We start from the raw sequence: 15,093 nt of genomic DNA, 5'->3' as shown, positions 1-15,093 counted from the left end.
CACAATCTAGCATACCAAGTTTTAAAGCATTATGATGACTAGTTTAGTAAAGCAGAAAAAAAATTGACAACTACCAATATATAGTAAAAAAAAGCATCAAATGTCATTAAGAAAAAGACTTCTAAAAAACGGTATTGCATCTGTTTTCCAAAAAGGTGTACGTATATTAGATCAACTATTATTAGTGCCTTTTTTCATTACCTCATGGGGTTCTGCCTATTATGGTGAATGGTTGACACTTACAATAATACCAAGTGTAATAGCATTCTCTGATTTGGGGTTTGGTACTGCAGCGGCAAATAGTTTTGTACTTAGTTTTGCTGCCGGAGACAAGCAAAAGGCTGCTGACATTAGCAAAACAGGCATGTATGTTATTACAAATATGATTGTCGCAGCAATGCTTTTAAGTTTTGTAGGGATATTAGTTTTAGACCATTTTCAAATTTTTGACAAATCGCTGATAAATAGTCAAGATGCTAAAATAGCTGTTAGCATACTAATTTTTGTAAGACTATTAAATTTTTACGATCAATTAATAGAATCGTATTTTAGGTCTGCTCAAAAAGCTGCTTTGAATATTAATTTTTTAACCATAAAATCAACTTTAAACCTATTGGCAGGTTTATGTGTTTTACTACTTGGGTATGGTGTGATTGAATTTGCACTTTCACAACTTACTGTAACCATTCTCTTTAATATTTTTTATTGGATAAAAGGGAGGCAGATTCTGGGTCTATTTAAAACATTTCGCGGAAAAAAAGATAAAATCATTTTAAAGTCCATTACCCGAAAAGGATTAGGTTATCTTATGTCGCCAGTTTGGCAGGTCGTCTATTTTCAAGGAACTACCTTTGTGGTAAGAATTGTTCTAGGACCCGAAGCAGTTGCTGCATTTAATACCGTTAGAACCTTAAGTAGGTCTTTAAACCAACTATTATTCATGGTAAAAACTGCGGTATTTCCAGAACTACAATTTGAAATTGGCAGAGGTAATTGGAAAACAGCACAAAGAGTTTTTCGTGTATCTGTAACTGGAATTTTATCTCTTTCAATTATAAGCTTTATTTTCTTAGCAATATTTGGATTATGGTTCTATAATATATGGACACAAAATGAATTGGAAATACCAAAAGCTATGTGGTACATCTTTACAGCTGGCATGGTTTTCAATGCACTTTGGTGGACCGCAGAAATGGTTTTTGGTGTTGTGAACAAGCCATATAAAATGGCATTATACGGCGTAATTGTTGCAATAATATCTGTTTTGCTATCATATTTTTTATCAAAACAATATGGTTTAGTTGGTGCTGCAATAGGCAGTATTTCCCTAGATTTTATTTTAGTGTTATTAGTAATTCCTTATGCATGTAGATTAATGCAAATGTCAGTAAAAGATTTGTTTTTAAAAGGTTTGCAAGAATTACAAGAACTTCTATCTCAGATAAACTATAAATTTCAAGAATTCAAAAACTAAAATGAAGATTTTATCTATTGGTTGGTTCAGAAGTTTAAGTAGTACATCATTACATAGACATTGGGCATTACAAAATAATTCAGATACTATAGATAAAATTGAAGCTGGATTGCCAAACATCAATTTGTGGCATAGAATAGCTTATCATTTATTTCAAAAAGGAATTCCGATAAAACTTCCCGATGGTACCAATGCAAATAAGAAAATCAAAGAATTAGTATCTCATAATACATATGATATTGTTTGGATAGATAAGGGGGTAACTATTAACAAATCTACCTTAACCTTTATAAAATGTAAATCTCCAAAAACCAGTATTATAAGTTACTCACCAGATAATATGGCCTTGCGTCATAATCAAAGTCTAAACTATCTTCAATGTATTCCTCATTACGATTATATTTTTACTAATAAATCATACATTTTGAATGAGATGAAAAATCTTGGAGCAAAAAACATAAAGTTTATAGATAATATGTACGAAGACTCTTTTCACTTCCCTAGAATATTAGCTGACATCGATATCAAAAGGTTAGGTGGAGAAGTAGGATTTGTAGGATCATGGGAAAAAGAGCGTTGTGAAAGCATTCTGTTTCTTGTTAAAAATAATATCCCAGTTAAAGTATTTGGAGACGGAAAATGGAATAATTATAAAGGTACTTCACCCTATTTAACAATATTACCGGCCATATTTTCAGAAGATTATTCAAAAGCTTTACAAGCCTTTAAAATATCACTATGCTTTTTACGTAAAAAAAACTATGACCAACAAACTACTAGAACAATGGAAATTCCTGCTTGTGGTGGTTTTATGTTAGCGGAACGCACAAATGAACATTTAAACCTTTTTGAAGAAGGAAAGGAAGCAGTCTATTTTTCATCTAACAAAGAACTCTTAGAGCACTGTAAATATTATTTAATCAATGAAGATGAACGAAAAAAAATAGCATTGGCAGGTTTAGAAAGATGTCAAACATCTGGCTATTCCAATAATAAAAGCATTAAAAAAATGCTAGACATCATTGCAGCAAATGGGTAAAACATCAATTCATATTTTAACTAATTTTAAAATTGGTCTAAGATGGTTTTTAATAATCGGCATTCTGATAGAATTATCAATTTTTCCGTCCTTGGCAAACGTTTATGGTTGTATTATGGCGGTAATAAGTTTTAGCGTGTTTTCTTATTTTTTACAAGAAAAATATATTCGTTTTTTCCCTTTTGCCTTTTTAATGTATTTATCAATGTTTATGTACAGGTATTTACCATTAATAGGAACATTAACAGAATGTAAGCCAATATCTTATGGATTTGAACGCCCTTTCGAAACTTTTTTATATGAAATAATATTATTTTTAATTTCATCTTTGGCTTTCTATTTGGCATGCCAAAATTCATCTAAAAAGCTTAAGAATAACTTTATACAGGAAACCCTTTTCAAACTACGCTTTTTTGAAATCACACCTACAATAATTTGGGGGCTTGGCATTATTGGCTTAATGATAAGAATCTACAACTTTAGCGCAGGCGGTGTGGAGTACGGCGATGTAACCGGTAAATTTTTAGCAGGTCTAGACTATTTAATGTATGCCCCTTTATGTTTGTTTTACCCCTCGCTATTACATATAAAATATACTCATCTTAAAAGTGTTCTATTATACACTGGTATTATTTTCATAATAAACATTGCGTCTAATAGTAGAGAAAGTATTATAAGTCCTATCGCAATAATGGCTATTCTTACTTTTTTGTACATAGTCTTAAATGATATTAAAATTTACAACTATTTATCTCCCTTTAAAACAATTTGCCTTGGTGTTACCTTATGGTTCATAATTGGCCTTCTATCTAATGTTTCTTTAGCCATGCTGCATACAAGAAAAGTGAGAGCCAAGGTAGATAAGTTAGAGCTATTTGAACAAACTGTAAACACATTGCAGAACGAATCATTAATGAATCGAATAAAATCGGTCAAATTCAAAAAAAAAGATAAAAATTCCACTAAATATAATGAAGGCTGGACAGAAGATTACCTTGATAATTTCATGATGGCTAGATATGCCAATTTAAGAATTACAGATGAGACCTTATATTATGCCGAAAAAAAAGGTTATTCGAATCCATTAATGCGAGAGTTATTTAAAACTAATCTTTTATCATTATTTCCAACTCCGTTATTACGTTTTTTAAACATTCATATCGATAAAAGCAAAATGGAGTTCTCGCGAGGAGATTTTTTATATGGTTCTGGTTTTGGCGGCTATCGAATAACAAGTCATATAGGAGATGGTTTAGCTACCTTCGGATTCTGGTATTTCCCAATACAATTTATTGTATTCTTCATTATTTTCAAACTACTTAATTCCTTTGTCTTTTTCGGCGAAAAAGGTTTACAATATGCTCCTTTTGCACTTATGAATGTTTTTATATTTTTAGGTATGTTTAGAAATGCAAATGGTATAACAAGAGATTTCAGTTATATCATAAGAGGCTATTTGGAAGGCATATTTACATATCTCGTAATTTTTCACATAGTAAGATTGGCTATAAATTTAATTTCTGCCAATAGTTCAAATAAAAGAGAATTAGGCTATAAAAAGAACTAAATTAAGTAAGGTTAACTTACTACTTATAAATTCAAATTGAAGTTGAAAATTATACTCTTAATTCATCACGAGAACACCTTAGGATATAGTATGAAAAGGTATGAAAATTTTATACGTGAAGGGATGTGTAAAAAGGGGCATAATATTGAAGTCTGGGGTCCAAAACTTTATCTATCAAAATATAAATTCCCTGAGGGTATTAATAAGTGGTTAAGATATATAGATCAATACATAATATTTCCAATATACTTCAAAAAGAAAAGTAAAGTCTTGGATAAAAATGTATTATTTGTTTTAATTGACCAAGCATTAAGTATATGGATGCCACTGATTCGAAAAAAAAAACATATTGTACATTGCCATGATTTTATCGCATTAAAATCCGCATTGGGCACTATAAAGGAAAACCCAACAAGTACTTCAGGGAAAATATACCAAAAACTAATTCTTAGAGGTCTATCTATGGCTGATAATTTTGTATGTATCTCCAATAACACCAAAAAGGATTTATTATTTTTTTTAAAGAAAAAACCTATACGTGTTGAACAAGTATACAATGCATTAGATTCAATATTTGTACCCGGTAATATGGAAAATGCGAGAGTCGTTGTAGGAAAGCATCTGAGATTAGATTTAAAGCATGGTTATGTATTACATGTTGGGGGTAATACTTTTTACAAAAACAGAATTGGGGTTATTACACTATACAACGCCTGGAGAGACATTTCTGAAAAAGTTTTACCGTTAATAATGATTGGTTATAAACCATCAACTAATATAAGAACTTATTATGAACGGTCCCCCTACAAAGAAGATATCTATTTTATAGAAGACGCCAATGATAATCTTTTATCTTATGCGTATCAAGGAGCGAGTGTATTTGTCTTTCCATCATTAGAAGAAGGCTTTGGTTTTCCTATTATTGAAGCTATGGCAGCCGGCTGCCCTGTCATTACAACAAATAAAGCTCCAATGAATGAAGTTGGAGGTAGTGCCGCAATATATTTAAAACGTAGTCCAAATCATAAAAAATTACTTTTTTGGGCACTTCAATCCGCTAAGGTTCTTGAAGACACACTTCAATTGAACGATGAAGAGCGAAGTAATTTAATTCATAAAGGGCTAGATAACATCAGTAAGTTTGACCAGAGCATTATACTAAATCATCTTGAAGAGATTTATATAGATGTTTTGGCCAATAAGGTTGCTTGACCTTCAATTAATGAATATAGAATAGAAGCAATAAAGCATAATTAGAAATATTATCTAACGTTCAATTAGAATACACTCTAAGGTTTATAAAACCTATAATTTTTAATTTTTATTTCAACATTATTATCATGTAAACTTCCCCCGTGTTCTCCCATTATTTTTAAATGACAAATGCGAGCCTTTTGAGACCGCATATAACTCATTTAAAAACATTTTGATCTGTAAGATTGCCTTAAAATCAACTTGAGCATATTGTTATAACATAAATAGCACATTCTCTCCATACCAAAAACACTTGAAATATGGTCTGATAGATAATGAAAGCTAAAAATAGTTTTAACCCAGACTTATAAGATTTGGTTAATTAAATAACGCTTAAAAACGAACACGAAATGGAACTAAAAAACACTAAACGTATTTTATTCATTGGGTATAATTTTTCACCCGAATTGACCGGAATAGGCAAATATTCTGGAGAAATGATGCATTGGTTGGCTCAAGAAGGACACCATTGTTGTGTATTTACCGCATATCCATATTATCCTTATTGGAAAGTTCAGGAACCTTATCGAAAAAATAGATTTTGGTATAAGAAAGAAACCAAACATTACGAATCAGGTGGTAGGTTAAATATTATTAGATGTCCTATGTACGTACCTAATAAACCAAATGGCTTAAAACGTATGCTTTTAGACACCTCTTTTTCGATATCGGCACTTTTGGGTAGTACCCCTATTCTATTTCAAAAGAAATTCGATTGGGTTATTACGGTCGCACCTTCTTTTCAACTAGGATTAATTGGTGTATTTCAAAAAAAGATTCGAGGTGCCAAACATTTATATCACATTCAGGATATGCAAATTGAAGCTGCTCAAGACTTGGGAATAATTAAGTCTAATAATTTATTGAAAATGTTATATAAAGTAGAACATTATATATTTCAAAATACAGACGTTATAAGTAGTATTTCTGAAGGAATGATTGATCGAATAGGTAAAAAAGCCCATAAGCCTATAAGTCTCTTTCCTAATTGGACAGAAACAAATAACTTTTTTCCAATAAAGGAAAAGGGTCTATTAAAAGAGAAGTTCGGTTTTAAATTGAGTGATTACGTAGTGTTATATTCTGGTGCAATCGGCGAAAAACAAGGACTAGAAGCTATACTAGAAACTGCAAAAGCACTAAACGCTCATCGCAATCTTCAATTTATAATTTGCGGTACAGGACCTTACAAAGAAATTCTAAAAAACAAAGCCGAACTTATGGAATTAGATAATGTAAGTTTTATGCCATTACAGCCTAAAGAAGAATTTAATACCTTTTTAAACATGGCAGATATGCATTTAATTATTCAAAAAGAAAAAGCTAGTGATTTGGTCATGCCATCCAAACTTACTACTATTTTGGCCGTAGGAGGCTTAGCACTAATTACTGCAAATGCCAAATCTACATTACACAAAGTGGTCTGTAAATATCGTATGGGGCTTTTAGTATCTGCGGAAAATCAAGAAGCTTTAAACACCGGTATTTTAGAGGCATATCTTAATACAAACAATCATAATATAAAACAAGCTGCAAGAACCTATGCCGAAGAACATTTGGCTATTGACAACATTATGCACTCCTTTAACAATCGACTTTTACACGAATAAAATAGTGACATTAAACCCATTAATAAATGAAATACCTAGGCTTTAGAAATAATATCCAGTTAAATTATAGTTGATTAGAATTTAAATATTAACTAAAACGTTTATGCAAATTACACCCCCTAAAAATGTATTAACAGCACGTGGCAGTTTTTCAAAATTGATATTTTTATTGAAGACAAAAATTCTACGTCCCAAGCTAGATCGATTACATAGAAAAACAGATGATGCGCTGAAGAATCAAAATATTTCAAGTATCAATATTAAAAAGCGTAATGCAATTTTTCAACATGCAAAAGAACATTCTGATTTCTACAAAAAGAAATATGCAGATTTGAAAATCAATGAAACAGGTAATCTAACAACAGAAGAATTTTTAAAAATACCACCTTTAACCAGAGAAGAAATACGTAATAATTTTCATTCTATAAAGGTAAATAATGTATCACCATCTTATTGTGACAAGGTTAGCACATCTGGCAGTACCAGCCTTCCTGTTTCGGTAATTCATGACAATAGACATCCAGAAACACCAATTAGATGGCGTATTTTAAGTTGGTGGGGCATTAACCCTTGGGAAAACCAAGCATTTATTTATCGTTTTAAAAAGTCATTTTTTAAACAAATACTTAACACAATTCTATGGTGGCCTACTAAAAGAATTTTCTTGGCGGCAGCTAATCCCCAGAAAAAACAGCTAGAAAAATATGTTAGGGATTTTAATAGAATTAAGCCTACTTTATTACAAGGATATGTAGATGTTGTTTTCGAATTTGCCTTGTATTTATTAGATAACAATATAAAAATACATGCTCCCAAAATGGTATGGGTAACATCTGCACCATTATTTGAAGAACAAAGAATACTAATGGAAAAAGCCTTTGGTGCACCTGTATGCGATCAATATGGAAATACCGAAATAATGTTGATTGCCGCAGAATGCCCAAATAAAGAAGGTCTACACATTATGCAAGACACTGTTCATATTGAATTTGTAGATGAATTTAATCAGCCAATACCACCGAATACAACAGGTAAAATTTTGCTGACAGATTTAACCAACTATGCTTTTCCATTAATACGTTATGAAATTGGGGATGAAGGTCAATACAAAGAAATGAAGTGCACATGTGGCATTCCTTTACCTTTAATGAATAATATACATGGGCGACAGTCAACTCATATTGTCACACCTTCTGGACTTCATATTAAAGGAGAGCATATAATGGCAATGTTCAATGAACATATGGGTATGTTTAAAGAACTCCAATTAATACAACAAGTTGACTTCTCAGTATCAATAAATTTTGTGCCTAGAATAAAAGAAGGTTGTAAAATCAGCGCAGAAAAAATGGTGGACTTATTAAAAAAACGATCTCGTTCTGAAATTAAAATTAGATATACAAAAACCAATAAAATACGTCAAGTAGGGAACAAAACCCCATTAATTATTAGTAATGTAACATCTAATATTTAAAAAAACCTCGAATGAAAATCAACTATTTCTTTAGAAACCCAAAAGTAGGTCATTCCATACATCGAGTATTCAGAACATTGATAAAAGAGTTGGATACCACATTAGATATAACCATTTATGAAGTTTCTTGCGTAGGCTCTATGCCAATAGACGTTCTGAAAAATAATATTTTTACTTATAAAAAAAAGAATAAACATGCCATACATCATATTACAGGACATATTCATGATGTATTAATAGCTTTAATTGGTGTTAAAACCGTATTAACTATACATGACCTTGTATTTTTGGACAATGTAAAAAACCCTTTTAAGCGTTGCTACAAATGGTTGTTTTGGTTGTATTTACCATTAAAAATTGCCGATAAAGTAGTATGCATTTCTGATCAAACCAAAAATAATATCCTCAGTAAAATTAAAACCGACAAACTAGAAGTTATACACAACGCCGTTGACCCGATATTTAAATTTTCCAAGAAGTCTTTCAATCAAGAAAGACCGGTTATTCTACATATAGGCACAGGTTGGAATAAAAATTTAGACAAAACGATAAAAGCGCTAGAAGAAATACCCTGTCATCTTCGCATTATAGGTACTTTAAACGAGTTACAACTACAGCTTTTAAAAATGTATAACATTGATTATTCCAACAGGTTTAATCTTACGGACGAAGAAATAAGATTAGAGTATATTAATAGTGATATAATTAATTTTCCTTCATTATATGAAGGGTTTGGAATGCCCGTAATTGAAGGTCAACAAACTGGTCGAATAGTTATTACTTCAAAAATAGAGCCTATTATTGAAGTTGCTGGAAATGGAGCTGTATTTGTTGATCCAACTAGTGAAAAGTCAATTTCAAGAGCATATAAAAAGGTAATTACCGATAATGTTTATCGCTTGGATATTATTGAAAAAGGATTAGTGAACGCAAAAAGATTTTCTGTTAAGAACATAGCCAAACAATATGTTGAACTATATCAAAATTTAGCCAAAACATGAACATTCTACGTATTATTCCAAGTATGGATCCTAAACAGGGAGGGCCTTGCCAAGGAATCAGAAACGCAATTCCCGAGCTACAAAAATCAAATGTTCATAACGAAGTAGTTTGTTTGGACAGCCCAAACGCAGATTATCTAGGTCAAGATATCTTTCCTATTCATACATTAGGTGAAGCTAAAACGCCTTGGAAATACAATAAAAAACTAATTCCATGGCTACTTGACAACTATAATAAATTTGATATTGTCATAATACATGGGCTATGGCTTTTTTCTAGTTATGCAGGTATCAAATCTATTTTAACACATAGAAAAAATTATAAAACATCACCAAAAGTATATGTTATGCCACATGGCATGTTAGACCCATATTTCCAAAAAGCAACAACACGCAAACTAAAAGCACTGCGGAATGATATTTACTGGAAATTAATTGAGAAAAAAGTAGTGAACAATGCAAATGGAATTTTATTTACCTGTGAAGAAGAGTTGCTATTGGCAAGGACTACCTTCCCCAACTACAATCCTAAAACAGAAATAAATGTTGGCTATGGTATTCAACCACCCCCAAAAAAGCATTCTTCAATGCGAAATGCTTTTTCAAAACAAGTACCCCAATGGAACGGGAAACCTCATATTATCTTTCTAAGTAGGGTACATCCTAAAAAAGGAGTTGATCTTTTGATCATGGCTTATTTAAAACTAGAAAAAGAAATACAAAACTTGCCCCAATTAATAATCGCCGGACCAGGTTTGGAAGAGTCTTATGGAATAGCGATGCAACAACTAGCCTCAACATCAAATAACATCATATTTCCGGGTATGTTAAAAGGGCTTTCTAAATGGGGGGCATTTTACGAAAGTGATGTCTTTATTCTTCCAAGCCATCAAGAAAATTTTGGTATCGCTGTTGTTGAAGCATTGGCTTGTAGAAAACCTGTGCTTATAAGTAACAAGGTTAATATTTGGCGTGAAATAGAACAAGGTAATGCCGGTATTATTGAACAAGATACCATGATAGGCACAGAAGCTTTACTAAGAAAATGGTATGATTTCGATTTTCAAGTAAAAGAAAATTTTGCCCAATCTGCTATAAATGTTTACAAAGAATATTTCTCTATAGAAATCACTGCGAATACTTTTCTAAATGGTTTGCTAAAAAATTAACGACTATGAAAAAAATATCCATTATAACTATCTCCTATAATGAAGTGAAAACAATTGAAAAGACGATTCTTAGCTGTATAAATCAAACATATTTAAACCAAGAATATATTATAATAGATGGAGCTTCTAATGATGGAACTACAGATATAATAAATAAATACAATGAAAAGATAAATGTTTTTATTTCTGAACCTGATAAAGGATTGTACGATGCAATGAATAAAGGTTTAAGCCTATCTACGGGAGATTATGTGATCTTTATAAACAGTGGAGACTCTTTATTTAACAAGCACACACTATCTTCTATATTTGAAGATGTTAAAACCAAAGAGTCTGACTTCATTTATGGCAATGCCGTTGTAAAACAACATAATTCAAATGACCTAAACTACAAGAAAGCTAGAAACCACAAGTATTCATGGTATGGTATGTTTACAAATCATCAAGCCATGATATACTCACTCAAAATTATAAAAGAAAATAATTTATCTTTTGATCAACATAACTATCCTATTTCTGCTGATTATAAATTCACAATTGAATTTTTGAGCAAGGCATCAAATATTCAATACATCGATAATTGGATTTGCCTGTTCAACTTAGATGGAGTTTCCAGTGTAAATAAAAAACAGGGTCTAGCAGAAGCAAATAAGATTCGTAAAGAAATTTTAAATTATAGTTCAGTTAAGATTTGGATGATAGAAAAGTTAATTACTTCTTCTCATTTTATAGCCAAAAACTTAAAACCAGTTTATAATCTAATGAGATTTCAATCTTTAAAAGTTCAATAACAATCTAATAGTATATTTAATGAATAGAATTGACATGTCTAAATATCATGATCCTTTTACATTAAAAAGTAGGATAAAAAGGGTTATTTGGTCAATTACTTATATTTTATTCTTTCGCGTCTTTTTTCTTAACATTTTTCGTACATGGCGAAACTTCATCTTAAGACTATTTGGTGCCAAAATAGGTAACAATAGTTTAATATATGCAAGTGTAAAAATTTGGGCACCCTGGAACTTAGAAATGGGCTCGTTTAGTGCAATAGGGCGCAATGTAGATATCTATAACCAAGGCTTGGTCTGCATAGGGTCAAACACTATAATTTCTCAGAAAAGTTATATCTGCGCTAGTTCTCACTACCACACAACACCATCTTTAGAATGGTACGCAGCTCCTATATATATAAAAAATCAAGTTTGGGTATGCGCAGATGCATTTATAGGACCAGGGGTTATAATTGAAGATGGAGCCGTTGTTGGAGCAAGATCGGCTGTGTTTAAGAAAATAGATTCTTGGACAGTAGTTGGCGGAAATCCTGCAAAATTTATAAAAATCAGAGAAATAAAAAGCTAATGGATACCATATCTACAATCATTCTAACTTATAATGAAGAAAAGCATATAGAACGCTGTATAAAAAATGCTCAAAAATTTTCTGAAGAAATCTTTTTGGTAGATTCATTTTCTACCGACAATACAATTCACATTGCAGAATCGTTAGGTGCAAAAGTATACCAAAATAAATGGGAAAATAATTATGCCAAACAGCTAAATTGGGGCTTGAACAACTTGCCAATTACTACCGAGTGGGTTTTTCGTCTAGATGCCGATGAATATTTAATGGCAGACTTGATTTCCGAAATCAATCGAAAACTACCACGTTTAGAAAAAAATATATCAGGAATAGTATTCGAACGAAAAATGTATTTTCTTAATACATTAATGACCAAGGGAATGTTACAAATGAACATGCTAAGATTATTTAAAAATAAGCATGGATTTTGTGAGGAAAGATGGATGGATGAGCATATAGTATTGACAAAGGGAAAAAGCATCCATTTTGAAGGATACTTTGTAGACCATAATTTAAACCCCCTTGGTTGGTGGATTCAAAAACATGATGGATATTCTATTAGAGAGGCGATAGATTTATTAAATTTAGAATACAACTTTATAAAACCGAAATCTTCAGAAGTATTGCAATATGAGATGTCAAAAGACGCCTTGTCCAAACGAGACAAGAAAAAAAAATACGCTAATATGCCCCTCTTTTGGCGATCCTTTATATATTTTATTTACCGTTATTTTTTAAAACTTGGCTTTACACAAGGTAAAGAAGGATTTTTATGGCATTTTTTACAAGGTTGGTGGTATAGAACCTTAGTAGATGCCAAAATTTATGAAATAAAAAAGCATTGCGGAGGCGATAAAGAAAAAATGAAGTTGTTTATACTGCAGAATTATCAAATAAGGCTTTAAATTTTAAAAAAATTCATCTATTTAATGATTTGTATGAATGGTAAATCAAAAAAAGTCGCAATGCTATTTACTTTAGGATTATTACTAATTCTTGTGTTTTATCCAAATCGAATCAATAGATATATAAATAGACAAATACGCATATACAACACAATGCCTAACAATGAATTAGATGGTATTCTCTTCCAAAAAGTCAATTTAGACAAAACTATTAAAGGACAATTTACCAGTTTAGTTATCGGACCTGACCACAAGCTATATGCAAGTGAAATTAATGGACAGATTTTACGGTTTAACATTCAGCCGACTGGAGAATTACAATTAGAACACACCTTTAAACCATATGGCGACTTATCAAAATTCACAATAGGTTTAGCTTTCGACCCCATATCCAGTTCCGATAGTTTAATTATTTGGACTTCAAACTCAGAAACCGATAGTGATTGGGTAAAGTTCTCAAATTCTTCTATGAATCAAGATAAAATAGATTGGGCTGGTAGTATAACACGTTTACAATTAAGCAGCGAAACAGATGAGGTCCTGAGAAATGAAATAATAATAAAAGGTTTGCCCCGTTTTGGTCCAAATCAAGAAAATTTTGCAAACTCTATTGTTTTTGACGAGAATGGTAAACTATATTTTAGTCAAGGAGCCAACACAGGTATGGGATGGTGTGATTGTGAGAAAAAGCAAAAACCTTTTCAAGAGGCATCATTATCCGCTACTATTTTAATTTTAGACACCAATAAATTACCAAATGAACTACCTCTAGATGTTAAAACAAAAGATGGTGGCGGAAATTATGATCCATATCAAAATAATTCACCATTAAAAATCTATGCTACAGGTGTAAGAAATGCATATGATTTAGTTTGGCATAGCAATGGTCAGTTATACACAACCATTAATGGTTCTGGAGGAAATGAAAACACACCAACCTCTAACCCAAAATCTCCCTACTACGTCCCGCCTCTATCATCGATAAACTATAAAGGACCAAAAAATATTCGAGCAATTATAGGAGCTCAGCCTGATCAAAATGATTTTATGGTTCGTGTAGAGCAAGGCGGTTATTATGGACACCCAAACCCTTTAAGAGCAGAATACGTTCTCAATCGAGGTGATATAGATGTTGAAAATTTTGAATATAACGGAATAGAAGCAGATACCAATTTTAGAGGATTTTCTTATGATTTTGGACCACACGTTGCCCCCACTGGTATTATTGAATATAAAAGCAAAGTATTCAATGGAAAATTGCAAAACTGTATTCTAGTGACAAGAATGCAATACAATGACATTATTATTCTAAGACCTGGTGGGTCAAAAAAGGATATAGTTCAAGATTATCTAGGTTCTGATATGGGCTTAGTTTTAGATGGCGGTCCTCTAGATCTTATAGAGAACCCAATAAATGGTAATATTTACGTATCTGGGTTTAATAATTTGACCATTACCTTATTTAAACCCATTAGAAAAGAAAATTTTAAAATCTTATCATCAACCAATGAAGAATTTAATAAAAGATTAAAAACTGGAAAAACTATCTTCCAACAAAATTGTCAAACATGCCACGGAAGAGAGGGACAAGGAGCCATAGCACCCAATTTAATTAACGATAAAGAAGCAAAGGGAAAAGAAAATTTGAAATTTATTATCAAAAATGGATCGGCAAACGGCGCTATGCCCGCTTGGAAAAATAAACTTTCAAATGACGAAATAATAGAAGTTTCCAACTATGTTCTATCATTGAAACAATAAAATAAAATATTTAAATTTTCCTTAAAAATCATAACTCTACAATTCGACTGATAAAAGCAAAAAAAAAATACAAAGTATCAAGATTAATACCATTCAAGAAAACAGAATTTTTCCGATTACCGTAATTTACTATGGTATGTCAGAATTTAAACCTAGTATTTTATTATACCTTATTAATTTTATAAAAACTACGAGAATAGTCTTTATAAAATATAAAAATAATTAGATTCATTTTTAAATCGAGGTACATCTGTTCTATGCAGTTTTACCTATTCTATAGTAAGAATTTAATTAAGATATATTCTTAATTGTACTTACTATACGTCCTAAAACAGACAAATTCTAATCTTACCCAAGTCTGTATTTCTACATTCTTAATAGATCCTCTAAATAAAATATTGTTTATTAAGTTTTTCCAAAAACTACGTAATTCAACTATTAATTACATTTTATTCAAGTTTTGCTTAAGAAAGTTGA

The 15,093-nt window shown here is 31.3% G+C and carries 12 protein-coding genes; all 12 read left to right on the top strand.

Annotated elements, in window-relative coordinates:
- The first annotated feature begins 100 nt into the window (after positions 1-100).
- The 12 genes from BUC31_RS05950 to BUC31_RS05895 all read left to right on the top strand — a co-directional run bounded on the left by BUC31_RS05950 (position 101) and on the right by BUC31_RS05895 (position 14,616).
- A complete protein-coding gene (locus BUC31_RS05950; protein WP_073242150.1) occupies positions 101-1,474 on the top strand; it encodes a lipopolysaccharide biosynthesis protein in 1,374 nt (457 codons plus the stop codon).
- 1 nt (position 1,475) lies between these two features.
- Entirely contained in the window at positions 1,476-2,513 is a 1,038-nt protein-coding gene (locus BUC31_RS05945) for a CgeB family protein (RefSeq protein ID WP_073242148.1), read from the top strand.
- Positions 2,506-4,080, top strand: a complete 1,575-nt coding sequence (locus BUC31_RS05940; RefSeq protein ID WP_073242146.1) for a hypothetical protein — start codon at positions 2,506-2,508, stop codon at positions 4,078-4,080. Before BUC31_RS05945 ends, BUC31_RS05940 begins: the two co-directional genes overlap by 8 nt.
- A gap of 90 nt (positions 4,081-4,170) precedes the next feature.
- Positions 4,171-5,292: a glycosyltransferase gene (locus BUC31_RS05935; RefSeq protein WP_084134953.1), complete on the top strand. Its 1,122-nt coding sequence runs from the start codon at positions 4,171-4,173 to the stop codon at positions 5,290-5,292.
- Positions 5,293-5,684: 392 nt separating this feature from the next.
- On the top strand, positions 5,685-6,944 hold the full coding sequence (locus BUC31_RS05930) for a WcaI family glycosyltransferase (protein WP_073242142.1): 1,260 nt from the start codon (positions 5,685-5,687) through the stop codon (positions 6,942-6,944).
- Between the two features lie 103 nt (positions 6,945-7,047).
- A complete protein-coding gene (locus BUC31_RS05925) occupies positions 7,048-8,418 on the top strand; it encodes a phenylacetate--CoA ligase family protein (RefSeq protein WP_073242140.1) in 1,371 nt (456 codons plus the stop codon).
- A gap of 11 nt (positions 8,419-8,429) precedes the next feature.
- Positions 8,430-9,419 (top strand): glycosyltransferase family 4 protein, encoded by a 990-nt coding sequence (locus BUC31_RS05920; RefSeq protein WP_073242138.1) that lies wholly within the window; start codon positions 8,430-8,432, stop codon positions 9,417-9,419.
- Entirely contained in the window at positions 9,416-10,588 is a 1,173-nt protein-coding gene (locus BUC31_RS05915) for a glycosyltransferase (protein WP_073242136.1), read from the top strand. Before BUC31_RS05920 ends, BUC31_RS05915 begins: the two co-directional genes overlap by 4 nt.
- 5 nt (positions 10,589-10,593) lie before the next feature.
- Positions 10,594-11,379 (top strand): glycosyltransferase family 2 protein, encoded by a 786-nt coding sequence (locus BUC31_RS05910; RefSeq protein ID WP_073242134.1) that lies wholly within the window; start codon positions 10,594-10,596, stop codon positions 11,377-11,379.
- A 19-nt stretch (positions 11,380-11,398) separates the two neighbouring features.
- Positions 11,399-11,950: an LbetaH domain-containing protein gene (locus BUC31_RS05905; RefSeq protein ID WP_073242132.1), complete on the top strand. Its 552-nt coding sequence runs from the start codon at positions 11,399-11,401 to the stop codon at positions 11,948-11,950.
- Positions 11,890-12,855, top strand: a complete 966-nt coding sequence (locus BUC31_RS05900; RefSeq protein WP_211573849.1) for a glycosyltransferase family 2 protein — start codon at positions 11,890-11,892, stop codon at positions 12,853-12,855. Before BUC31_RS05905 ends, BUC31_RS05900 begins: the two co-directional genes overlap by 61 nt.
- A gap of 33 nt (positions 12,856-12,888) precedes the next feature.
- Complete coding sequence (locus BUC31_RS05895) at positions 12,889-14,616, top strand: PQQ-dependent sugar dehydrogenase (RefSeq protein ID WP_073242128.1); 1,728 nt, start codon at positions 12,889-12,891, stop codon at positions 14,614-14,616.
- Positions 14,617-15,093: the final 477 nt, after the last annotated feature.

The sequence above is a fragment of the Maribacter aquivivus genome, from assembly GCF_900142175.1.
In the GTDB taxonomy this organism is placed as follows: Bacteria; Bacteroidota; Bacteroidia; order Flavobacteriales; family Flavobacteriaceae; genus Maribacter; species Maribacter aquivivus.
Note: the sequence above shows the minus strand (reverse complement) of the source record. Positions and strands in the feature narration are given on the sequence as shown.